The sequence below is a fragment of the Bacteroides reticulotermitis JCM 10512 genome (genome assembly GCF_000517545.1).
Classification (GTDB): domain Bacteria; phylum Bacteroidota; class Bacteroidia; order Bacteroidales; family Bacteroidaceae; genus Bacteroides; species Bacteroides reticulotermitis.
This window is the reverse complement of record NZ_BAIV01000030.1, coordinates 25461-47963: the sequence shown is the minus strand read 5'-3', so window position 1 is coordinate 47963 and position 22503 is coordinate 25461. Positions and strand designations below refer to the sequence as shown.

Annotated in this window: 21 protein-coding genes and 1 pseudogene; 12 read left to right on the top strand and 10 right to left on the bottom strand. The window is 47.5% G+C overall.

Translation table 11 applies throughout. The features are described from left to right. Positions 1 to 2 precede the first annotated feature (2 nt). The 9 genes from JCM10512_RS16620 to JCM10512_RS22570 all read left to right on the top strand — a co-directional run bounded on the left by JCM10512_RS16620 (position 3) and on the right by JCM10512_RS22570 (position 6267). Complete coding sequence (locus tag JCM10512_RS16620) at positions 3 to 1460, top strand: family 43 glycosylhydrolase (RefSeq protein WP_044164823.1); 1458 nt, start codon at positions 3 to 5, stop codon at positions 1458 to 1460. Further along, positions 1450 to 2196: a family 43 glycosylhydrolase gene (locus tag JCM10512_RS16615; protein WP_262482617.1), complete on the top strand. Its 747-nt coding sequence runs from the start codon at positions 1450 to 1452 to the stop codon at positions 2194 to 2196. The genes JCM10512_RS16620 and JCM10512_RS16615 overlap by 11 nt, the downstream gene beginning before the upstream one ends. Beyond that, positions 2168 to 2455 (top strand): family 43 glycosylhydrolase, encoded by a 288-nt coding sequence (locus tag JCM10512_RS24660; RefSeq protein ID WP_262482616.1) that lies wholly within the window; start codon positions 2168 to 2170, stop codon positions 2453 to 2455. The genes JCM10512_RS16615 and JCM10512_RS24660 overlap by 29 nt, the downstream gene beginning before the upstream one ends. Continuing rightward, positions 2401 to 2778, top strand: a complete 378-nt coding sequence (locus JCM10512_RS24240; protein WP_244437258.1) for a carbohydrate-binding protein — start codon at positions 2401 to 2403, stop codon at positions 2776 to 2778. The genes JCM10512_RS24660 and JCM10512_RS24240 overlap by 55 nt, the downstream gene beginning before the upstream one ends. 94 nt (positions 2779 to 2872) lie before the next feature. Continuing rightward, positions 2873 to 3739, top strand: coding sequence for a hypothetical protein (locus JCM10512_RS16610; RefSeq protein ID WP_148298450.1), 867 nt, complete (start codon positions 2873 to 2875; stop codon positions 3737 to 3739). 5 nt (positions 3740 to 3744) lie between these two features. Next, the gene (locus tag JCM10512_RS22585; protein ID WP_052517273.1) at positions 3745 to 4509 is read left to right on the top strand and encodes a hypothetical protein; all 765 of its coding nucleotides are present in this window, start codon (positions 3745 to 3747) and stop codon (positions 4507 to 4509) included. Then, complete coding sequence (locus tag JCM10512_RS22580; protein WP_148298449.1) at positions 4461 to 5258, top strand: cellulase N-terminal Ig-like domain-containing protein; 798 nt, start codon at positions 4461 to 4463, stop codon at positions 5256 to 5258. Before JCM10512_RS22585 ends, JCM10512_RS22580 begins: the two co-directional genes overlap by 49 nt. Next, positions 5258 to 5788: a glycoside hydrolase family 9 protein gene (locus tag JCM10512_RS22575; RefSeq protein WP_052517271.1), complete on the top strand. Its 531-nt coding sequence runs from the start codon at positions 5258 to 5260 to the stop codon at positions 5786 to 5788. Before JCM10512_RS22580 ends, JCM10512_RS22575 begins: the two co-directional genes overlap by 1 nt. Before the next feature lie 53 nt (positions 5789 to 5841). Beyond that, positions 5842 to 6267 (top strand): hypothetical protein, encoded by a 426-nt coding sequence (locus JCM10512_RS22570; RefSeq protein WP_148298447.1) that lies wholly within the window; start codon positions 5842 to 5844, stop codon positions 6265 to 6267. Between the two features lie 41 nt (positions 6268 to 6308). Here JCM10512_RS22570 and JCM10512_RS16595 read toward each other — a convergent pair whose 3' ends face one another. The 8 genes and pseudogenes from JCM10512_RS16595 to JCM10512_RS16560 all read right to left on the bottom strand — a co-directional run bounded on the left by JCM10512_RS16595 (position 6309) and on the right by JCM10512_RS16560 (position 17723). Beyond that, positions 6309 to 7367 carry a glycoside hydrolase family 43 protein gene (locus JCM10512_RS16595; protein ID WP_081741412.1) on the bottom strand — a complete coding sequence of 353 codons (1059 nt, stop codon included), beginning with the start codon at positions 7365 to 7367 and terminating at the stop codon, positions 6309 to 6311. Positions 7368 to 7638: 271 nt separating this feature from the next. Then, positions 7639 to 9540, bottom strand: coding sequence for a sialate O-acetylesterase (locus JCM10512_RS16585; protein ID WP_044164795.1), 1902 nt, complete (start codon positions 9538 to 9540; stop codon positions 7639 to 7641). 11 nt (positions 9541 to 9551) lie between these two features. After that, positions 9552 to 10160, bottom strand: a complete 609-nt coding sequence (locus JCM10512_RS16580; protein WP_158332233.1) for an alpha/beta hydrolase — start codon at positions 10158 to 10160, stop codon at positions 9552 to 9554. Beyond that, positions 10115 to 10528, bottom strand: coding sequence for a hypothetical protein (locus JCM10512_RS22820; protein ID WP_044164793.1), 414 nt, complete (start codon positions 10526 to 10528; stop codon positions 10115 to 10117). The genes JCM10512_RS16580 and JCM10512_RS22820 overlap by 46 nt, the downstream gene beginning before the upstream one ends. A 158-nt stretch (positions 10529 to 10686) precedes the next feature. Beyond that, on the bottom strand, positions 10687 to 12915 hold the full coding sequence (locus tag JCM10512_RS21575; RefSeq protein WP_158332232.1) for a hybrid sensor histidine kinase/response regulator transcription factor: 2229 nt from the start codon (positions 12913 to 12915) through the stop codon (positions 10687 to 10689). After that, positions 12870 to 14519 carry a ligand-binding sensor domain-containing protein gene (locus JCM10512_RS21570; protein ID WP_148298445.1) on the bottom strand — a complete coding sequence of 550 codons (1650 nt, stop codon included), beginning with the start codon at positions 14517 to 14519 and terminating at the stop codon, positions 12870 to 12872. Before JCM10512_RS21570 ends, JCM10512_RS21575 begins: the two co-directional genes overlap by 46 nt. A 265-nt stretch (positions 14520 to 14784) precedes the next feature. Next, entirely contained in the window at positions 14785 to 15558 is a 774-nt protein-coding gene (locus tag JCM10512_RS16565) for a radical SAM protein (RefSeq protein ID WP_044164792.1), read from the bottom strand. 118 nt (positions 15559 to 15676) lie between these two features. Further along, a pseudogene (locus JCM10512_RS16560) lies at positions 15677 to 17723 on the bottom strand (helix-hairpin-helix domain-containing protein). Between the two features lie 117 nt (positions 17724 to 17840). Between JCM10512_RS16560 and JCM10512_RS16555 the strand changes: the two are divergent. Further along, positions 17841 to 18440: a DUF4294 domain-containing protein gene (locus JCM10512_RS16555; RefSeq protein ID WP_044164821.1), complete on the top strand. Its 600-nt coding sequence runs from the start codon at positions 17841 to 17843 to the stop codon at positions 18438 to 18440. Positions 18441 to 18552: 112 nt separating this feature from the next. On the opposite strand, the gene JCM10512_RS16550 is transcribed toward JCM10512_RS16555, so the two are convergent. After that, a complete protein-coding gene (locus JCM10512_RS16550) occupies positions 18553 to 19080 on the bottom strand; it encodes an RNA methyltransferase (protein WP_044164791.1) in 528 nt (175 codons plus the stop codon). Between the two features lie 493 nt (positions 19081 to 19573). On the opposite strand from JCM10512_RS16550, the gene nadA reads away from it, so the two are divergent. After that, positions 19574 to 20512, top strand: a complete 939-nt coding sequence (nadA, locus tag JCM10512_RS16545; RefSeq protein ID WP_044164790.1) for a quinolinate synthase NadA — start codon at positions 19574 to 19576, stop codon at positions 20510 to 20512. Between the two features lie 329 nt (positions 20513 to 20841). Continuing rightward, positions 20842 to 21552: a LexA family transcriptional regulator gene (locus tag JCM10512_RS16540; protein ID WP_044164789.1), complete on the top strand. Its 711-nt coding sequence runs from the start codon at positions 20842 to 20844 to the stop codon at positions 21550 to 21552. Positions 21553 to 21586: 34 nt separating this feature from the next. Here the strand turns inward: JCM10512_RS16540 and JCM10512_RS16535 are convergent, their stop codons facing one another. Further along, complete coding sequence (locus JCM10512_RS16535; RefSeq protein WP_044164788.1) at positions 21587 to 22360, bottom strand: N-acetyltransferase; 774 nt, start codon at positions 22358 to 22360, stop codon at positions 21587 to 21589. Between the last annotated feature and the right edge of the window lie 143 nt (positions 22361 to 22503).

The following is a 22503-nucleotide window of genomic DNA, read 5'->3' as shown; positions in this document are numbered from 1 at the left end:
CCATGAAGAAGAAAGTAAAGACCATACTGTTGGGCGTGGCGGCCCTCATCTGCGCAGGAACATCCAGCACAGTGTCCGCACAAACCGGTGAACCTTATATCCACGACCCCTCGACCATAGCCGAGTGTGGGGGGAAATACTATACCTTCGGTACGGGTGGAGGCGGACTGATTTCAACCGACGGCTGGACGTGGAACAGCGGCGCAGAGCGTCCCGGAGGAGGCGCTGCCCCCGACGTTGTGAAAATAGGTGACCGCTACCTGATTGCCTACAGCGCCACAGGCGGCGGTCTAGGCGGCGGACACGCGGGCAAAGTACTGACCATGTGGAACAAAACACTGGATCCCAATTCCCCCGATTTCGCCTACAGCGAACCCATCGAAGTGGCGCGCTCCCTTGACGATGAAGACTGCGACGCCATTGATGCCGGGCTGCTGCTCGACCCCACGGATGGACGTCTGTGGTTATCCTACGGTACGTATTTCGGTTTTATCCGGATTGTGGAGCTTGACCCCCAAACAGGCAAGCGCGTGGAAGGCAACAAAGAGATTAACGTCGCCATAGACTGCGAAGCCACAACCCTGATGTATCGTGACGGCTGGTATTACCTCTTGGGCACGCACGGCACTTGCTGTGACGGTCCGAATTCCACCTATAACATCGTGGTAGGGCGCTCGCAAAAGGTAACCGGCCCCTACATTGACAATGTAGGGCGGGACATGTTGGAAGGCGGTGGCAAGATGGTCATTGCCGCGGGTGACCGCAAGACTGGCCCCGGACACTTCGGACGCTTCATCGAGGAGGATGGAGTGGAGAAGATGTCCTACCATTACGAGGCCGACTTCGACCGGGGCGGCCGCAGCGTGCTCGCCATACGTCCGCTCCTGTGGAAAAACGGTTGGCCCGTAGCCGGGGAAGCTTTTAAGGAGGGTACATATGAAATCAAGTCCGAACGTAGAGGCTACGCCCTTGAGCTTTCGGTTGACTTTGTCCGCATGCAGCATAATATATCTCGCTTCTGGGAGAAAAACGACAAGCCCGTCGAACCTTTGAAGTCGCAGACATTGGACGATGTAATAGGTACATGGCCGAAAGGAGATATTAATGTACGTATCGGCGACTACATGTTCCGTCCGCATCAGAAGTGGACCATTACCGCCGTAGCCGATGCCGGTGGATATCTCGGAGCGCCTTATTATAAGATTGTGATCGAAGGGACCAAACGTGCGTTGGCTGCCACAGCGGATGCTGAAGTCGTGACAATCCCCGAGTTTACCGGAGCACCCGAACAGCTCTGGAGAATTGATCAGTTGACGGACGGAACCTACCGGATCATGCCCAAGAAGGTACCCGGTACCGACAGAAAACTGGCGCTGGTGTCCATAGGGGACAGCACTCCCACACTTGCCGCATTCGATATTAACAGTGATAACTCTAAATGGAATTTCCATGACCACTAAATATTTATCATTAGCCTTTGCAATGCTGCTCACCATTGCTGCATCTGCACAAAATCCTTTTATCAAAGGACAATTCACGGCCGACCCCACGGCAAGAGTATTCAACGGAAAGATGTATGTCTATCCCTCGCATGACATTCAGGCACCCGCCGACAAGCCCAATCTCCGCAAAGACTGGTTTTGCATGGAGGATTATCATGTGTTTTCATCCGAAAACCTGACCGACTGGACCGATCACGGCGTTATCCTCTCGCAACAGCAGGTACCGTGGGTGAATGCCGACTCCTACTCCATGTGGGCGCCCGACTGCACGTATCGCGACGGCATGTATTACCTCTACTTCCCTGCCATGGTAAAGCCTGACTCAATAACCCGCAGATTCGGTATGATGATAGGGGTGGCTGTATCCGACCGCCCCGACGGGGGATTCGTACCGATGACCGAGCCCATCAAGGGTGTCTACGGCATCGATCCCTGCACGCTTATCGACGACGATGGACAGGCTTACCTGTACTGGTCGGGACGTGGAATGCATGGCGCGCGACTTAAGCCAAACATGCTCCAGATCGACTCCGAACCAGTTGCGATAGGGAACCTGCCGGACGGATCCCTGAAAGAGGGCCCTTTCGTATTCAAGCGCAAGGGAAAGTACTACTTCACCTACGTGGGTGCCCGTGGAAGGGGAGACCGAAAACCTCTCATATGCCATGGGCGACAGTCCGCTCGGTCCATTTGAATATAAAGGTCTGATTATGGATCAGTCACCCACGAAGTGCTGGACAAACCACCATTCCATCGTGGAATACAAAGGCGAATGGTATCTGTTCTATCACCACAACGATTACTCGCCCCAGTTCGACAAGAACCGTTCCGCTCGCATAGACAAAATCCACTTCAATGACGACGGCACCATACGTAAGGTCACACCGACCTACGTGGGGTGGGCATTACGCCTGCAACCGGTGAAATTCAGCTCGACCGCTACTCGGAACTGAGCAAGAAGGGCGCGGCTATTGCCTACATTGATACGACCGATTATTTTGCAGGCTGGAAGACTGTACTGCATGCAAAAGATGCTTATGTCCGTTACGATGACGTTGATTTCGGAGCCGGACTGACCTCGGTTTCGGCACGGATACTCGAAGGGAAAGGTAAGTTGCTGGTGAAAGTGAACGATAAAACGGTGGGCGAGATCATCGTACGAACCACCGGTACTGTTACAGTCCCTGTGCGCAATGTCCCCACGGGCATACATAGCCTGAGCCTCACCCTCGCCAATGGCGGTCCCATTGAAGTTGACTGGGTACAGTTCCGATGATTCCTTAGAAAAGGGTTTGGACCAATCGGTTTGATTGGTCTAAACCCCTCCCGTTGACTCCTCCACACATTATTCACCATTAATAGATCTGAATATGAAGAATCTGATCACATTGCTTATGCTATTTGGCGTTGTGGCAGTACAGGCTACCGAGCCCGTCATTCGCTCCCTTGAGGGAGGAAAGTACCAGCTTGAAACGGGACCGGTCACCATGACCGTCGACGGCGCCATGGGCGGCAGAATCTTATCTTTCCGGCACGGTGACCGGGAGGTTGTGTCGCAGTCCACCTTCCCCGAATCATTCGGTAGCACCTTCTGGACCAGCCCCCAAAGCGAATGGAATTGGCCCCCCGTGCCCGAGTACGATAAGATGCCCTACACCGTGGAGCGGTCCGACCGGGTACTGGTCATGACCAGTCACCTCTCTCCGAAGCACTACTACCGCATCCGCAAGGAGTTCCGACCCGAAACCCGGGGCATCGCTATCACCTACATCATCACGAACGAGTCCGCCGAGACCCGTCGTGTGGCTCCGTGGGAAATAACCCGCGTCCCCAACGAAGGCCTGATCTTCTTCGATACCCCCACCGAATCCATCTCACCCACCGATCTGATCGCCTTCACCGCCAAGCATGATCTCGCATGGTACCGAACCGACGTACGCGACAATAATCGCAAAGTGAATGCTGACGGACACGGGTGGCTGGCCTATCTCACGGCAGACAACCTGCTCTTCGTCAAACAGTTTCCCGATCTCAACGCCGGCCAGGCCGCGCCCAACGAGGCCGAGATCCAAGTATACGTCAATCGTGGGAAAACCTTCATCGAAATCGAGAATCAGGGAGCCTACACTAAGCTTGCACCCGGAGAATCGCTATCATACACCGTAATATGGAACCTCCAGCCTGCCCAGGACAACCCCAAACAGCTCGCTGCGACCATCAAAAACATCATCAATTAAATACCATGGCAAAAAGTAAATCCACATCTATCCTCCGGAGCCTGACAGGAGCGGCAATCTGCTTCCTCCTCACTACATGTCAGAGCAAACTCGCAGAATCCGGTCCGGCGCTGCTGGCACTGAACGACTCGAACTACTTCGAGGCTCCCGGGCTGAACATCCTCGTGTTCAGCAACTCGTACGACGGCATGTTTGATGATTCAAAAATGGCCGGAGTCGAGATCGTGCACCACGGCCTACGCACAGCTACGAACGGTGACGTGCGCCTGAATCCTACTCCCGGACAATGGGACCTGCACCCCACGCTAGTCGAAAGACGGGTGGAGCGTGACAGCAACCTCATCATCGCACAACTCAAGTACGACGACCCGCAGTTCACCTACCAGATACAAGGGCGTACAGTCGAAGGAGGCTTTTCCATCAGCGTATGGACCGACCAACCCGTGCCCTCCGCACTCGCAGGTACGGCTGGGCTAAACCTCGAATTCACCCCTATGCCCTACTTTGGCCGCACTTGGGTCATGGACGAACGCATCGGCGAGATACCACAGTACCCAGATGGCCAGATGACAACTCTCTCCACCGGCGAGACCGAACCCCTGCCCATTGCTACTGGAAAGCGGTTTAGCATAGCTCCCGACGACCCCGAGCGACACATCACAGTAACCACCTCGGGCGAAGACCTCATGTTCTACGATGGACGCAATAAGGCCCAAAACGGCTGGTTCGTGCTGCGTACCTGCTCCCCGCCGGCAAATCAGGCAAGCTAGTCGAATGGTTCATCACTGCGAATACGATACCTGGCTGGGTACGTAAACCCAACATCGGACACTCGCAGACAGGCTACCTTCCGATACAGCCAAAGCTCGCAGTCATCGAACTCGACAAAAATGATAAATCCCGCCCCAATGCTTCCTTGCTGCGGGTAAACGATGACGGATCAACGACCGAAGTACTCACCACCAAGCCCAAAGAGTGGGGGCGCTGGCAACGCTACGACTACGTCACGTTCGACTTCTCATCCGTCACCAAGCCGGGCGTCTACAAGTTATCCTACGGCAAGCAGACCACGCTGGCATTTCCCATAGCGGACGACGTCTACCAACGCGCATGGCACAATACGCTCGACGTCTTCCTGCCCGTGCAGATGGATCATATGTTCGTCCGCGAGGCATATCGCGTCTGGCACGGGGCACCTCACCTCGATGATGCGCTCCAGGCACCCGTCAACTATTCGCACTGGGACGGTTGGCGGCAAGGCCCGGTCACCGGCAACAAGTACAAGCCGCTTGAACACATCCCCGGACTAAACGTCGGCGGGTGGTTCGACGCTGGCGACTTCGATATCCAAACACCCTCGCAGCAAGCCGTGATCAACGCTCTGGTGCAGCTCTGGGAGGAGTTCGATGTGGCACGTGACGAGACGCTTATCGACCAGGCGAATCGCTACGTCGAGATCCACCTACCGACGGCAAGCCCGATGTATTGCAGCAGATCGAGCACGGTGCCCTACAGTTAGTGGCACAGGTGAAGGCCGTGGGCTATGCCCTACAAGGCATCAACGAGTCTCACCTCTGGCAGTACCGCCACCTAGGCGACGCGGCGAATAAAACCAACAACCGCAACTATACCGGGCAACCTGAGGCACAGACTTACCACCCCCGCTCCGGCGAACGGCCCTACAACCATAACAGTAAGGACTTCGACGATCGTTTTGCCTTCACCACACGATCCGCCCACCTCGACTACGGTTCCGTTACCGCACTGGCCGCCGCCGCACGCACCTTGAGGGGCTATAACGATGCCCTCGCTGCTGAATGCCTTGCGTCGGCAAGAAAGCTCTTCGACGACTGGCAACAGCATCCCATCGAGGACAAAGAACCCTTTGTCGCCGGATACATGACGACCCTTGAAGCCCGCGCTGCTTACGAACTGTGGCGTGCCACGGGCGATGCCACCTACCGTGCCCATCTCGACGAGACACTGCCCAACATGCTCTCTGCCTTCTCCTTCAACGCCCCGGTACTGGCCTCTATGATCCACACCTAGGCAACGACTTTCGAGACAAGCTCGAACCCTATGTACGCGACTGGGTACACAATGTGCTCGAGCCTGCCTCCCGCTCCACGCCGTTCGGCGTCGCTGTCAGCCGCCACAGTTGGGCGGGCAATAGCCTTATCATCTCGCAGGCCACTGCCGCATGCCTGCTGCACAAGCACTACCCCGCGTTGGTGGACACAAAATACGTCTTCGCAGGACTGAGCTATCTCTATGGCACCCACGCCGACTCGGATATTTCGTTCGTCTCGGGCGTGGGAGCATACAACAAGCGCGTGGCCTACGGTAACAACCGGGCCGACTTTTCGTTCATCGCGGGGGGCGTCGTCCCTGGCATACGGCTGCTCAAGCCCGACTTACCAGAAAACCGCAACGACTATCCTTTCATCTGGAGCGAAAACGAATATGTCATCGACATTGCCGCTGCTTATATCCTCTATGTGGTGGCCGTCAACCAAATGACACAGTAATATAAACGCCCGCTAAACTAGGTCTAGTTTAGCGGCGTTTACTATGAGACACCTTCGTCTTGCGCTACAGGGTATGGCAGGACGCTATCATTTTTATTTTTCACGGCTTGTCGATACGCCTGAGTAGTCTGCCGGACATGCTGCATGGTGCCGTCGGGATTGTAGCGGAGCTCGTCGACGCAGACGCTACGCCGGCCAATAGCACCTTGATGTCCATCAATGGTTAGTGTCGCATTATGGTAGAATAGGTAGCTCTTACCGTTGAAGTCAGCGATTCCCGGGTGGATGGTAAAGCTGTTTTCAGCCATACCGGTAAGTTCACCCTGCGGTGTCCACGGACCTTCCATGCTGGGGGCTGTGGCATAGGCGATATTTTCCCGGCCTTCGCCAAACGATGCGTAGGTGAGGTAGTAAGTACCGTTGCGCTTGGAGAGCCACGGACCTTCGACATAGCGGGGCAGATCAATGGTGCGTATTTCACCGTCAAGTTCAATCATGTTGGGTTTCAACTTGGCAAGGAAACACGTACCATTGCCCCAACAGAGCCATGCCTGACCATTGTCGTCAATCAGAGCGGTGGGGTCGATATCGTTCCACCAGCCACGAGCGCCGTTATCGGTCATGTCGTCGGATACCAATGGCTTGCCGAGCGGGTCAGTAAAGGGACCTGTGGGACTGTCGGACACTGCCACACCTACCCCGCGGCTGTTCCACGGTTCGCCGGCAAGGGCAGTGACATAATAGTAGAACTTGCCGTTACGCTCCACCACTTGTGCGGCCCACGCTTCGCCCACGCCCCAGCTGAAGTCGGTCGGACGGAGCACTGCGCCGTGGTCCGTCCACGTCTGCATATCGCGGGTGGAGTAGCACAACCATTCAGTGATGTTGAATTCCTTGCCGCCGCTGGCGGTGTCCTGCCCTTCATAGTACTCGTCGTGACCTACATAGAGGTAGAGAGTACCGTCATGCACCAGCGGAGCAGGGTCAGCGGTAAACTTGTCTTTAACTAGGGGATTCCCCGTGTTGGTAAATGTGGGGAGCTGGGCACAAGCCGCCAATGTGACGGTCATTAGCGCTGTGATAAAAGCAATCTTCTTCATGCGATTCTCATTTTTTATGGTTATAGTTTTGATGGTGTCGAAAGGTGAAAGAGCCGTTGGGACTGTTGCCCTTGGCACCGCAAATGCAGTACATCCCTCAAATAGAGCAAGAGAAGCCGATACGCTGCATCCACGTCAGCCTGTCAGACTCTATTATCTCGGGTTTGATTGGTATTTTCATGAGGAGATGAGTATAGTTTTGCCTTTGCAGGCTGCACGCAAAAGCTAGGGAAACAGTACTTATTATCCATTAGAACGTCTTCATAGCCCATCACTTAAATAAAATCTGGCTAAACCTATACAGATTTTCTCTCCATACCGGCCATGTGTGACCACCCGGATAGTCGTAGTAGCTATAACGGAGACCTATCCTGTCAAATTCTGCCTTCATCTTTTGGCAGTTCTCGTAAGCGATGTCTTCCTTGTCGCCCATCGTGAGAAACAGCGATTTCAAGTTGCGATTGACCAAATCTTTGTTTTTCACCAAATAGTCGTACATCACCGAGTTGTCGGATTGAGTGAACCAGCCGGAAGAGAATACACCCAACCAGGCAAATTTATCGGTATTGGGTAGTCCGGTATTGAGCGTCTGAATGCCTCCCATCGACAGACCGGCAAGTGCACGGTTGGCAGGGTCGGTCAATGTACGATAGTTCTTTTCAACAAAAGGAATGACGCTTTGTAACAACTCCAAGCTGAAAGCATCTTTACCCAAGGCATGACCGAAGTTCATGCTTCCGACATTGCCGTTAGCCATCACGACAATCATTTCGCGAGCTTTTCCTTCGGCTATCAGGTTATCAAGAATAATATCGGTATGACCCTGCTGTGCCCAGCCACGTTCATCTTCTCCACCACCATGTTGAATGTAAAGCACTGGATATTTTTTCGCATTATCCTTATCGTAGCTTGGAGGTGTGTAGATGAACATATGTCGCCATGACTTTGTCAGATCAGAGTAGTAGCGTTGCGAACGAATCAGACCGTGAGGTACGTTTTTCACCTGATAGAATTCGTCACCCTCAAAAGGAATCTCAATGCCGGCAGCCATCCGTCCCATTCCGTAGAATGTTTCGCTGGCAGGGTCGGCCACAGCCACGCCGTCTATCAATAGGGAGTAGTAGTGGAAGCCCGGACTTTGCGGATCGGTGGTGCAGGTCCACACTCCTTCGGCATCACGCTTCATATCGTATTTTTTACCTAAGTCCACCTGGATTTGTTTCGCTTCTGGAGCTATGATCCGGAATTTCACCCGGCTATCCGACAGGATGGCAGGAAATGAGGCATTGGGCACATTGGTCTTAGCAGGAGTAGCCACTACGGAAATCATTTGATCTTTCGGATAACCCAACAATTCGAGCATGGTCTGCGCATATCGTTCTCCAAGTATTCGATAACCTAATGCGTTGAAGTGCAGATTATCAAACGCCACCGGACAGCCTTGCGAGGATACCGTGTGTGCAGCAGGGATGATTTCGGGCAGTTTGTCAATCAGTGCATTGTGGGAAGCACATACACCACCCTGATCGGCATGTACCACCTCGCCCACAAGTAGCGGGATCGAGTTGGACTTCAGTTTAAGATCCTTCAACAGATTGTCATAGACGGCTTTCACTTTTCCCGGCCATGCTGCTTCGTTGGTGTTCGATTCTCCTTGATGTAGCAGGATGCCTTTGATCACGCCGTCTTTCTGTGCCAGCTTCGCCAGCTCTACCAGCCGTCCGTAGGGGTTGCCACCATAGGCTTCGATCATGCCGCGCATCCACTCGGGAGCGGTTTTTGTGTAAGACTGGTAACCCTTCTTGTCGAACAGTTCGATTTTACAACCGCCCACAGCCACCATTATGATGCCTACACGCACGTCTTTTGGCAGGTTTTCCACAAGAGTTCGACCGAACCAGTCAGCGGGAGTTAAACCTGTGTTACACCGAGCCAACGGTGGAACAGCAGTGTACCAATGTCCTTTCTCCCTTTGCAGCTCCGGACAATCCACGGCTGCCATTACACGGAAGCGTGGGTCTATGTTCTCTTTGTCTTGTGGCTCAATTCGAGTATTTCCCTCCATATTAGACTGTCCGAAGCAGAGATAAATATGAAAATTCCGGTCTTGTGCCTGCGTCATAGCGCTGCACAACCATACGGTGACGGCAAGCAGGATGTGTTTCTTCTTCATGATTATATTTATTACTTTATGTACTTACGGATGAACGCCTCCACGATGTCGAGCATCTGCGGAGTCCAAAACTGCCATGACCCGTGGTCGGCATCCTTGAGGGCATAGTATTCGAACGTCTTGCCGTTATCGGCAAGGCAGTGGGCCATTAGGTCGGTCTGCGCAAAAGGTACCACGCGGTCTCGCGTACCCGCAGCGAGCAACACAGGGGCAACGGTAGTTTCAGGTTTTACGTACCAGTTGGGGCTTGCCGCACGTGCCAAGTCGATGTTAGCAGCGATATCCTTCTTACCGATGAGCTGCCCTTCTGGGCTGTTTGCGTCACCCTTGCTGATCGTATTGGGCGCATCCTTAAGCACCGAGAGGTCGGTGGGTGGGAAGTAGGCGATGACGCCGCTCACCGTACACGGTACTTCGGGTGAGTCGGGCTCGTCCAGCTCCTGCCCCGTGGTAATGCCTGTGAAAAGGGAGACGTGTCCGCCCGAAGAGTCGCCCCACACGAAGAGATTGGCGGTGTCGATGCCGAAGCGTTCGGCATTCTTGCGGAGGAATCGAATGGCGTTCTTCGCATCAATCACCTGTGCGGGGAAAGATGCGATTCCCGAGTTCCGGTACTCCATAATGCTACCGTGAAGCCACGTTTGGCCATCTCTATCATATTGGGGATACCCATGTAAACGTTCTGTTTGAACCATGCCGAACCAGGAATGTACATCACGCAAGGTCGCGGTTTGTGATCACTTGTGTTAGGTATGAGCAGTTGCAGCGTCAACTCGATGTCGCCGCGCTTCTCGTACACAATGTCTTTCAGATAGAAGATCGACGTGCCCGTCTGCTCCACCTGGTCAATCAGCTGGACGGACTTTTCGGTGGGCACTGCCGCCGGAATCGTGGCTGGCATATTGGCAATCATGTCTTGCGCGTCAAGCGGAAGGGTCACCATGCAGCCCGTGGCGGCAATGGCAACAGTCAACAGATATTTCTTCATAACAGTATAGCGTTTAATTGTTGTTTCTCATAATCGTACTATTAAAAAGTAGATGCGGCGAAGATACGCCATACCGCCGCCATCGGCTTCTACAAATAGATAATTGATTTACACTTTTAGATAAAAGATGTACTTTGGTTGGAAAGTGATACCGACACTCAGCCGGTGAAGTCGCTGGGCGACTTGCCAAAGTGTTTCTTAAAGGTGGTGCTGAAGTAACCGATGGTCGAGAACCCACACATGCAGGCTATCTCGCCAATGCTGTAGCGATTCTCTCTAATAAGCTTCATAGCATGTTCCATACGCACGCCGCGGATGAAGTCTACCACGGACATACCAGCCAGCGCTTTCATCTTCTTGAAGAGTAAACTCGTGCTGACACCCATCTCTCTGGCAAAGTCGTCCTTGCTAAATTCTGTGTCGTCCAAATACTGCACGACCACCTCCATTGCTCGCTTCACGAAAGCGTCGTTCAGCGTGTTGACCGATTTGCCGGCACTGTCTTCCACCTCGGTCATTGAGCCGGACGCGATAAACCTTCCGCCGAGGATGCGCCGATTGCGTATAATGGACACAATACGTTGTGTCAGCGTCTTCATGTCGAACGGTTTGGTCATATAATCGTCCGCCCCCAGCCCCAGACCGCGCAACTCGTCCGTCTTTTCGGAAAGGGCTGTGAGTAGAATGATGGGTATGTGCGATGTTTCAAAGGTAGATTTCACTAGACGGCAGAGTTCCAGACCGTCCATACGGGGCATCATGATGTCGGATACGATCAAGTCGGGGATTTGCTGCTGGATGTATTCCCATGCTTCAACTCCGTCAGCAGCTGTCTCTACGCTAAAATGCTTGGCCAACGGACGTATCATAAAATTACGCAGGTCGTTGTTATCTTCAACAACCAGAATGCGCATATCCTCGGTTGGACAGTCGTTGGACAGATCGTCCTGTGGTGCGCTTATTTGTTTGCCAGTATCTTTATATTCTTCATTTTTGCAGCGAGGTACAATGATTTCAAACGTAGAACCTTTTCCCTCTTCACTTTCCACGCTAATCTTCCCGTTGTGCAACTCCACCAGCATTCTTGCCATAAACAGTCCGATGCCAGAGCCGGATATCTGTGCGCTGAGTGCATTCTGGCTGCGGTAAAACTCGTGAAACAGCTCGCGTTGGGCCTCTCGACTGATGCCGATACCTCGGTCGACCACTTTTAGCCGCCACTTGTCTTCATCGCTACGAAAATGCACCTCAACGGCAGATTGTTCGGGCGAATACTTGATGGCGTTGGAAAGCAGATTGTCTATCACCCGTTCCATCATATTTGTGTCTATCGCCGTGAGGCAGGTTTCTGTATCAGGGTAATAAGCAATCGTGATATGTTTTGCTGCTGCCATGGTCTCGAACATGCTGACGCGGCAGCCTATAAGTACGACGATATCGGCCATAACCGGTTCGAACTGTTCCTTACCTGTATCTACTTTTTGAAAATCCAATAATTGCTTGGCAACTGACGTCAGTCGCTCTGTCTGTTTTGCCGCTAATTGAAGATACTCTCTATCGTGTCCCGACAAGCTGTTCGTTTGATTCAGTTCATCGATAGGCGCCTTGACAAGTGTGAGCGCCGTACGCAAATCGTGCGCAATATTAGTGAAGAAACGCAATTTGTCTTCGGTATATCGCTGGTTGAGCCGGTTCATGTAGAACCGGAGCAAGAAGTAGGCCAACCAGCCAGCGAACAAGATGTAAGCAATCTTAAACAACCATGTAGCCCAGAAAGGCGGGGTAATGTGAATGGTCAGCGTGCGTTCGGATATGAGTTTGTGATTGTACAGCCGGACAGACAACTGATAGGTGCCCGGATTTAGGTTCGTATAGTTGATGTCACGCTGATCGGTCAGATCGCTCCAGTCATCATCAAACCCTTGCATTTTCCACGAAAAGCGTGCCGCACGCGAATCGTTACCCAGCGGCAGTATGTGAATTGTTACATTTTTCTGTTGATAATTGAGCGTGATGTTACTGATACTGTCCAGCGGAACTTTGTGCAATAAGTCGGGATATTGGCGGATAGACTGACCTGATAAAAGTATGTCCTGAATATAAATGCGACCTGATGGCTCCTGCATATTCAAGGTTTTCGGGTCCAAGATAATAATCCCATCGGACGTTCCCCACGCGAACATACCGTTGTGAAACTGAAAGCATGCGTCCGAATTGTAGGAAACATTGGAAATAGTCATGGGAGAGGAATAGGTGGTAATCGTTTTATCAATCGTGTTAAAACGACAAAGCCCCTTGTCCGTTCCCAACCAAAGGTATCCGTCGGAATAAAGGACGCTGTTCACATAATTGGATATGAGACCTTGCCGCATATCATATTTCTCCACCGCATTTGTACGCATGTTGTAGCTAAGGAGCCCCCTCCGTTACTACCCACCCATATTTTGTCCTGTACCACAGCTACATCTTGTATCATATTATTAGTAAGTAAAGTGGTCAGTTTTTTCGTGTTCTTGTCGAGTAAGAGCAATCCGTTATTGCAGCCTAGGATCAAGGTATGATCGTCCCATTCGTCCATGGTATATATCGGTTTCACCGGGTAGGTTTCAAACTTCCGAGTGAGATAGTCATATTTCAGTATCTCTCCACCCATTCCTGCAAGCCACATGTCTCCGTTTCTGTCTTTTAGAATATCGAACACAAAGCCCGTTTTGGCAAGAATACCCGTCTGTCGCGTGTAATGAGCTATGATTCTCGGATTCTTACCATCCATGACATACACTCCATGCGCATAAGTACCCACCCAGATGTTTCCGTCACTGTCCTCACGGAGCGCTAAGACGATGAAAGCTTCCGAATCTCTTTCTTCAAAATAGTTGATCCATTTGTCAGTATGCGGATTCCAGCAACTTAGGCCACTGTTGGTTCCCGCCCACAGTTGTCCTCTACTATCTTCTATCAAAGCATGAATGTGATTGTTAACCAATGAATTGGGGTTGTTGATGCGGTGCTGTAGGCGGGTAACGGCGGGCGATGTAAGGTCAGCGACGGACACGCCGCCAGTGACGGAACAGACCCAGATTCGTCCAGAACGTTGCCAATAGAGGTCGTAGACGCCGTTGCCACGGATACTGAGAGGGTTGTCGGCGTCTTCCTGCCAGATGTTGAGTACGCGGCTTCCGTCGCGCGAGAGTTTCCACACGCCGCGTCCATCGATACCGCACCAAAGGGTAGAGTCGGACACCAGCTCAATATCCTTAATGCACTGCTGGGGAAAGTGCGGCGCGGTGGCAGCATGCAGCTGGCGCGTGGCGGTATCGACGTACCAAAGCCCATCGCTCTGTGTGCCGATCCACAAGCGACTCATGCCACGGTCGAACAGAAGCGACACGGGTTCGATGTCGGCCCACGTCCGGTTCCACAATTCCACAGAGCGCCGTTCGGTATCGATCAGAAAGATTCCCCGTGGCCCAGCGGCAAGCAGGTGGTGAGTATCGAGGGGTGTCATGTCGGTGACGGCACCCGTTTCAGGGGCTATTTTCACGTACTGATTATCGTGGTAGTAATACAGCCCCGCCGAGGAAGCCAGCCAAAGTCCGCCATCCGGGTCGGCCTCAAGATCGAAGAGCCAAAGACCGGCAACACCGGTGCAGCGGGCGAAGTTGAAGTACCGCTCGAAGCGATCCATAAGCAAGTCGTAACGGAATATCTCGCCTTGATTGGTGAACGCGTAGAGATTGTTGTCTAGGCAGGCGACTTCAACAGATACCGCTACCGATTCAGAGGGCAGTTGGTAAATACGGCTGTCACTGTCCGTCAGACGAATGATGCCTGTGCGGGCGGCTATCCAGATGAATCCGACGCCATCGCGGCAAATAGAGGTTGTTTCGCGCACCGTAAGTCCATAAGCATCGGTCATATTTACAAACTTCAAGTCGTCAACCGGGAGCTGGGCAGCCGTTAACAACAGAAAAGCAAATAGAACCCACAACTGTTTTATGCCTCTATAAATTAATATTAATAAGGTGTCTTTCAAAGGTATCAGTTTATTCAATCCACAAAATAAGCAAAATAATCCCGAATTGTTTCATATTGTGGACACTATTTTTACGACAGGAACGAAGATCCTCCGGAAGCGCGGCATAGAAGTAGAACGGCAGTCATACATCCCGTTTACTCATCTCCTCGCACGTCAAGTGGGAACTCTGGCTGGGCAGCCCGTGTAAAGCGCGAACTTGGCAGCGACACCTTAACGCCTAGTACGATGCCGTAGCCGAAATACCGGATTGCTTTATCAGATCTACAATCCGGTCCAGCTCTTGGGGAGTAGCCTTCTCTAGATCATGATCAGGAGTTTCCCGGTCGATTGTATAAATCATAACCTGACGGGGGGCTATTTCTTTAATTGCCTCCAACCAAGGTAATACATACGTATCTGATGTATTATCTACATCCTTGCCTTGATAGCTTCCTTTCAAAAACATGGTTTGGATAATACAATTTCCCTGATAGGCTTTCATTTTATCTATCATACGCCGAACGGAATAGCTCCCGTTGGGACGATCTACCAAACGAATGTAACCTTCATCCACCGTATCCAATTTGAGTATGTTATTATCTACTTTGTTTAATGCATCAAACACAGCCGGACGAGTTATAAAGGTGGAATTACTCAGTACGCTTACTTTGGCTTCGGGAAAATAAGTATCTCGAAGCTGAAGTGTATCTTCTATAATCTCGGGGAATTTGGGATGTGCGGTCGGTTCTCCGTTTCCGGCAAATGTAAGTACATCAGGTGCCGGACCGTTGATCTGCATATCTTTTAGTTTTTCTTCAAGAGCTTTACGAACTTCTTCACGAGTTGGCAGAGGCGTTTTTGCCCGATGCTCGGCATTATATCCACACTCGCAATAAATACAATCGAACGAACATACCTTACCATCGGCAGGTAGCAAATTAATACCTAAAGAGACCCCTAAACGACGGGAATGAACAGGACCAAATATGGGTGAAGGAAAAATAACAGTCATTTGCAATCTATAATTTAGATTGCAAAGTTAATCAATCGCTATAGGATATACCCGCTTTCTGCTACTTTTTAAAGAAATAAAGTAATTACTTCTCCCGGCACTTTTTTTTCCACAACTTCTAGAACTTAACTCGCAACTGCATTTGCACATCGGCCTTTTTATTTCCTCGTATCAAATCATTGCCGGAACCTATCTCATCCCGATCGGAATAAATCGTTTCTCCGAATTTAGCTATGAACATCCAATGGGTATTTAAATCATAACGCAAATGGGCACTGCAACGAACCCCATGTCCCTGAAAGGACGGTGTAAAAAAGGTGTAAAGTAATCCTTTCTCAGCAGCATATACTCTCGAATCGTAGTCATCCGTAGAAAAATAACTGCCCTGTACTTCCATACGTAGAGGAAAACAGGGCAGTTGATAAGATACCATTTGCGAAGCCAGATATCCATGGCTCGCAGTTTTGCCCTGAATACTAAAATGGTTATAATCTAAAGTTGTACGCAATGAAAACATTTTCGAAGCTGAATAGTTCAATCGATAACGCAATTGATGTGAAAAGGTCGGCAAAGTAACTTCATTATTCGTTCCGGACAGATCACGCTCTCTCTTTTTATAACGATATTTCAAATACATTGTCAAATTATCAAACGGAGAATAATTTGTTTGAAGCACAGTTTCCAGACCTTGAGAGGCTTACTTATTCGATACTTCATCCATGGAAAAGAGAACCAATCGAACGAAGCAAAAAAACGCCAGTGACTGAAAGGTGTAGCTTCGGCAGCTAAATACCATCCATTTTCATTTTGAACGCTTCCTCCCTCTGCAAACGAATGCGCAAACATCGCCCAATATTGATACGAATAATAGCGCTGTATCAAAACCAGTTGATAATCTTCGGTCGGCGAATATTGTATACGGTTTATGGTTGCCATCCCTTGTTTGCCAATGGCCGTCTCCCCTTGGAATGATAAGCGATACCATCTATATGCATAGTCAGTTCCTACATTATAGAAAGTACGCCCATGAAGATTGTATTTAGAATAACCGGTTAATTCCGGTTCATAAGGACGATTGAAGAAGTAATAAATACCCGTTATCCCCCATTTTAAACGGTTTTGTTGATAACTCAAGTTTCCGCCTGTTAATTGCGTGGTAAACAGATTCTTCTTATCTGCTTCCTTCTCACTACGGTGTAATCCAGTTTTATAAATCGAAGTTATCTCACCATCCGTAATTACTCCATCCATTGTTCGGTGTGAATAGAAACCCGATGCCGTCCACCACTTACCAAGTGCGACCGTTGATGCAATTCCCCGAAAATAATTGTATTCATCCGTAGAAGCATGCTTTTTAATTCCGGTACTCCTACTATTGAAGGAAGAAGCATATACCGTTTTTCCCATCATATAATCTGTGCTAATAACCAACCCTTGGCCAAAACTCATCCGATAGTTACCAACAGCCAACGATCTTAGCCGTCCACAATTACGAAGCAGCAGATAAAAAGAGTAATAATCGTATCCATACCGATTATGTAAAGCACCGAAAGGTTCTCCTGCATCTTTCTCGGCAGCCATACCTACATAAAGCTGATCCCGATAGCGATAACCATATTTCACAGAGTTATAAACAGATGGGCCTAAATAAGTTTGTTCATAACCTTTCCGCTTATAAAGAGGTATATCAAAGCGAGTTATCGCCTCATGCTTGCCATACTTCCCCGCATTTCTTAACAGGGTTTTCCACTGAAAAGACTCCTCATTGTTAATAGCTTCCACGCATACAAAAGGAGATAAATAACGAATAGTCTGCTTATCCATTTCCTTCACCAGTTGAAGTTCATAGATAGTCTTCATACCATTATGTATATAGATATATGCCAGCAAATTTTCTATTTGAAGATCATTAAGAAAAGGAAACTGTTCCAATTGCCCGCGCGTAACTTTGTTTAAATTAATAGGATCGTGTATGTGCTCAGCAAGCTCTTGCAATTCATTCTCCCAGGTAGATTCATTAACCGGTTAGTAACATCGTTATTAACAGACAAATCTTCGAATACTTCTTCTAAAAGTGTTTCTGACGGGTTTTGAGCACTACAAGCAGGAATTATTAACAGGCTGTTTATAATACTTATCAACCAAAAGTGTTGACTCGTTTTCATCCCTTATTTATGTTTATTTTATTGTGTTCGTATAGAAACAGAAACGAAGATACTTTAAATAGGTTAATCTCACAAAGAATGCTCAATATAATGAAATTTAAATCATATTTTTGCAAAATGAAATGGAGAGTTAACATAGTAATAATGATGTTGTTCACAACTACCTGTTCGTTGTGCATCCAGGCTCAGACCCCACAAAATGGGGGATACTTAGTCCCGATGTGCTCCTATCAGGGAGAAATGATTCCTTGCATCGAACTACGGACTGTGTATATCTTCGCACCCTTGCAATTCAAAAATGAAAAAGCACGGAGAGAATATAATAAACTGATACGTGATGTGAAGAGGGTGTACCCCATCTCGTTGGAGATTAACCGCGCTATTATCGAAACTTATGAGTATATGCAAACTTTGCCTGATGAGAAGAGTCGCCAAAAACATATGAAACGGGTGGAGAAAGGTCTCAAGCAACAGTATACGCCTCAAATGAAGAAACTTTCATTCTCCCAGGGCAAACTATTGATAAAGCTAATCGACCGGCAAAGTAGTCAGACGAGTTATGAGTTGGTAAAAGCATTCATGGGCCCTTTCAAAGCAGGATTCTACCAAACTTTTGCAGCTCTCTTCGGTGCCAGTCTCAAAAAGGAATATGATTCGGAGGGAGATGATAAACTAACAGAAAGAGTCGTATTGCTAGTCGAAAACGGACAACTTTAAAGTCGGCAAGATAATTGTTTACTCCAATAGTTATCAACAGATACTCTTAATTGACAATCAATCCTTTATACAAGCTATCAACGGGTTATTCACAACCCAATAAGTAGGTATTTCAACTCAGTTTTTTAAATAAATCCCAAATAACAATTCCCGCAGTTACAGAAACGTTCAGCGAGTGTTTGGTACCGTATTGAGGTATCTCGATACAACCGTCCGAATGGTTAATAACCTCCTGTTGAACGCCTTTTACCTCGTTTCCCATTACAATAGCATACTTCTTCGACTTATCCAGTTCCAGTTCATCCAACATGATGCTGCCTTTCGCCTGTTCTACCGAATAAACTACATATCCTTCTTTTCGGAGGTTATCAACAGCTTCCACAGCGTTATTAACATACTTCCAATCGACTGTAAACTCTGCGCCCAAAGCAGTCTTATGCATCTCAGGATGTGGAGGAACTGCCGTTATTCCACATAAGTATATACACTCAATACGAAAAGCATCTGAAGTACGGAATACAGAACCTATATTATGCAAACTACGAATATCATCCAATACCACAACTAGAGGAAGCTTTACTACTTCCTTAAATTCTTCAGCGCTAATACGGTTTAATTCAGTTATTTTCAGTTTACGCATACATTCTTTCTTAATAGTTATATTCCAGGTGCAAAGGTACTTTTTTTCTGTTAACAGTGGTGTTAATAACGGTTTAAAACCTGTCGAAATCATCGGCAAAGATTTTGAGAAATAACCCTTGCATTATTCAAAACAAACGATAAGGAAACATTCGAATGAACATTCCAAAAAAGTTAGCACAAACTTACGCTACTTCCTTAAACACATTTTTCAGCATCAAATAGGTTTATTATCTACATAAAGTTTTTAACTTTGCACTTTATCAACAAGGGGTTAATAGCATTCTCCTATATGATGAAGCTTTCATTGATAATGAAGTGTGTAGATAGTAAATAGAGTTTTTATAATCCGTTCATAACTTATTCATAAAACAGATCTATGAACTAATAACTAATATCCAAAGAAATAGAAAATTTATTTGCTAACACTATTAACAGGCTATCATTACTAACAAAGGATTTTTTTAAAATAAGGAATAGAAAAGAATATTATTATGAATGAACTCATAAAGGCTATTAACGAGCTGAAGAAAGAAAAGAATGCAATCATTTTGGGTCACTACTACCAGAAAGGAGAGATACAAGATATTGCCGATTACGTAGGCGACAGTCTGGCATTGGCTCAATGGGCTGCAAAAACGGAAGCAGACATCATTGTGATGTGCGGGGTTCACTTTATGGGGGAAACAGCCAAGATACTTTGTCCCAACAAGAAAGTGTTGGTACCCGACTTGGAAGCTGGTTGCTCACTGGCTGATAGTTGTCCTGCCGATCAATTCGCTCAGTTTGTAAAAGACCATCCCGGATATACCGTAATCTCATACGTCAACACCACAGCAGCTGTAAAAGCTGTAACCGATGTGGTGGTGACTTCTACCAATGCTCGCCAAATAGTAGAAAGTTTCCCCAAAGATGAGAAAATAATCTTTGGACCCGATCGAAACCTTGGGAATTATATTAACTCAATTACCAACCGCAATATGTTGCTATGGGATGGAGCCTGTCATGTGCACGAACAGTTTTCCGTGGAAAAGATTGTAGAACTGAAAGCGGCACATCCCGAAGTATTGGTATTGGCACATCCCGAATGCAAAAGTGTGGTGTTGAAATTGGCCGATGTGGTTGGTTCCACAGCTGCTCTGTTGAAATATGCAGTGAATCATCCGGAAAACACATACATCGTGGCAACTGAGTCGGGCATCCTCCATGAGATGCAAAAGAAATGCCCGCAAACAACCTTTATCCCCGCTCCCCCGAACGATAGTACCTGTGCATGTAACGAGTGTAGCTTTATGCGTTTGAATACGTTGGAGAAGCTCTATGAGTGTTTGAAAAACGAATCACCCGAAATAACGGTGGATCCTGAAATAGCTCAGAAAGCCGTAAAACCTATCCGAAAGATGTTGGAAATTTCATCCAAGTTAGGATTATAATCTATTTTTAGGCTTTTAGATTCATCCCTGTTTTCGTTTTAATTGAAGAGACGAAGGCAGGGATGAATTATATAAGAGCTTGTTGAGTGAATCTGTAAACTGTTCGGATAATAGGAAAAAAATGTAATGAAAGAAGGATTATATTTTATGGTATAAATAAATATAAGATCTATATAAAGCGGGTACTCCTTTTATTATTATATCTTCTTTTTTTATTGTGTATCCAAACTATTATTTCTAAATTTGAAAAGTTATTTTCAAATAGGCCTTATGTTTTCAGAAAATGACTATTTTTTTCTCATAACTATATATTTAATTAGAACAAGATAATGGATACATGTTTGAATGTTGGAGAAATTGTGAAGCGTGCGAAGATCGTACTAAGCTTTAAAAGAGACAGTGAGTTGGCGGAGTTTTTAGGAATATCTCGCGCTACTCTATCCAATTGGGTTAGCAGGAATAGCATAGACTATCCGTTGATACTAAATAAATTGAAAGATGTTGATTACAATTGGTTGCTCGTAGGTAAAGGAAAACCATATTATGAACCGACCTATTGCGATAATAATTTGATTAGCGGTGAGGTACATATGATTCACAATCCTAAAACCAATGAGGTTAAAAGGAATCGTAGTATCGCATTATACGATATTACAGCGGCAGCTAATTTAAAAACGTTGCTAGCCAATAAACAGGAATATATTGTTGGACACATACAGATCCCAAGCATTCCATTATGTGATGGTGCTCTTTATATAAGTGGCGATAGTATGTACCCTATTTTGAAATCAGGTGATATTGTAGGTTTCAAAGAGATTAACAGTGTGAGCAGTGTTATTTATGGTGAAATGTATTTGGTTTCATTTATTATTGATGGTGATGAATACCTGGCCGTAAAGTATGTCAATCGTTCAGATATTGAAGATTGTCTTAAACTGGTGAGTTATAATCCGCATCATGACCCAATGGATGTTCCTTTTACTTCCATCAATGCCATGGCTATCGTGAAGTTTTCTATTCGCAAAAATATGATGATGTAGAATCTGTTCTTTCCCGCAAAGAACAGATTACTTACTATGATAATGCAGGCAAGACTTTATCCATTCTCTTATCGATGCATACACTTAGATCTGTTGTCACAAATTCACCATTATAAAATAAAGTGAAGATGGTAGCAGGTGTTGGTCCTGCTTGCGCTTCTTCCATTGATTTCAGTTTGATGATTTTCAACGGAATGTTTTTTAAGCGAGCTGTTTCTATCAGTGAATTTTGTATGTGGTATTCCGTAAATGGACAACGATTGGTATAATAAGCTACTAATCCGGTTTTATGAGGACATTTTCCGCTTAATACCGTATCTTTAAATTGAGGATTAGTAGCTTTGGTATCTAGTTTGAAAACTAGTAAACTAAATCCGTAGGGAAGTGTCTGAACTACTTCGAATCCTTGGCGAATCAACCATTTAGTATCACTCATGAAATGGAATTTCTTTGTTCCCGCAACGGTTACCAAACCGGATTTTCCATCTCTTTTAGCATCTTCTATGGCAGAATTTAATAATGCCTTACCATATCCATGTTGTTTATATTGTCCTGAAACCCAGAAACAGTTAATCATTAAGTAATTGGGTGCTTCGATAGGTACCCATGCTTTTTCGGCCGGTACATATTCGATAAAAACTTTGCCACGTTCATTGAGTCGACGGAATACATATCCGTTTTCGAACTCTTTCTTCAACCAATTCTTTTTTAATTCATAACCAGTGCTACATTTTTTATCTGAAAAAGCACAGCAGATATGTTCTTTTTCAATATTCTCATTATTTAAAGTGATAAATTCCGGTTTCATATAAGTTAGTCTGTATAGTTTATATATAGTTTACAAAAGTATAAATATTAATTAGAAGGTGACTAATTTGACCTTCTAATTTACTTGGTAATTCATGTATAGTCTGTTGTGTAATTCTGGTATGTGGATTGAGTTTTCGATGC

Coding starts and splice junctions, on each gene's coding strand:
- JCM10512_RS16620 (WP_044164823.1), top strand. CDS start 3: ATGAAGAAGAAAGTAAAGACCATACTGTTGGGCGTGGCGGCCCTCATC.
- JCM10512_RS16615 (WP_262482617.1), top strand. CDS start 1,450: ATGACCACTAAATATTTATCATTAGCCTTTGCAATGCTGCTCACCATT.
- JCM10512_RS24660 (WP_262482616.1), top strand. CDS start 2,168: ATGGGCGACAGTCCGCTCGGTCCATTTGAATATAAAGGTCTGATTATG.
- JCM10512_RS16610 (WP_148298450.1), top strand. CDS start 2,873: ATGAAGAATCTGATCACATTGCTTATGCTATTTGGCGTTGTGGCAGTA.
- JCM10512_RS22585 (WP_052517273.1), top strand. CDS start 3,745: ATGGCAAAAAGTAAATCCACATCTATCCTCCGGAGCCTGACAGGAGCG.
- JCM10512_RS16595 (WP_081741412.1), bottom strand. CDS start 7,367: ATGAAGAAGATTGCTTTTATCACAGCGCTAATGACCGTCACATTGGCG.
- JCM10512_RS16585 (WP_044164795.1), bottom strand. CDS start 9,540: ATGAAGAAGAAACACATCCTGCTTGCCGTCACCGTATGGTTGTGCAGC.
- JCM10512_RS16580 (WP_158332233.1), bottom strand. CDS start 10,160: ATGGAGTACCGGAACTCGGGAATCGCATCTTTCCCCGCACAGGTGATT.
- JCM10512_RS22820 (WP_044164793.1), bottom strand. CDS start 10,528: ATGAAGAAATATCTGTTGACTGTTGCCATTGCCGCCACGGGCTGCATG.
- JCM10512_RS16565 (WP_044164792.1), bottom strand. CDS start 15,558: ATGACTGTTATTTTTCCTTCACCCATATTTGGTCCTGTTCATTCCCGT.
- JCM10512_RS16555 (WP_044164821.1), top strand. CDS start 17,841: ATGAAATGGAGAGTTAACATAGTAATAATGATGTTGTTCACAACTACC.
- JCM10512_RS16550 (WP_044164791.1), bottom strand. CDS start 19,080: ATGCGTAAACTGAAAATAACTGAATTAAACCGTATTAGCGCTGAAGAA.
- nadA (WP_044164790.1), top strand. CDS start 19,574: ATGAATGAACTCATAAAGGCTATTAACGAGCTGAAGAAAGAAAAGAAT.
- JCM10512_RS16540 (WP_044164789.1), top strand. CDS start 20,842: ATGGATACATGTTTGAATGTTGGAGAAATTGTGAAGCGTGCGAAGATC.
- JCM10512_RS16535 (WP_044164788.1), bottom strand. CDS start 22,360: ATGAAACCGGAATTTATCACTTTAAATAATGAGAATATTGAAAAAGAA.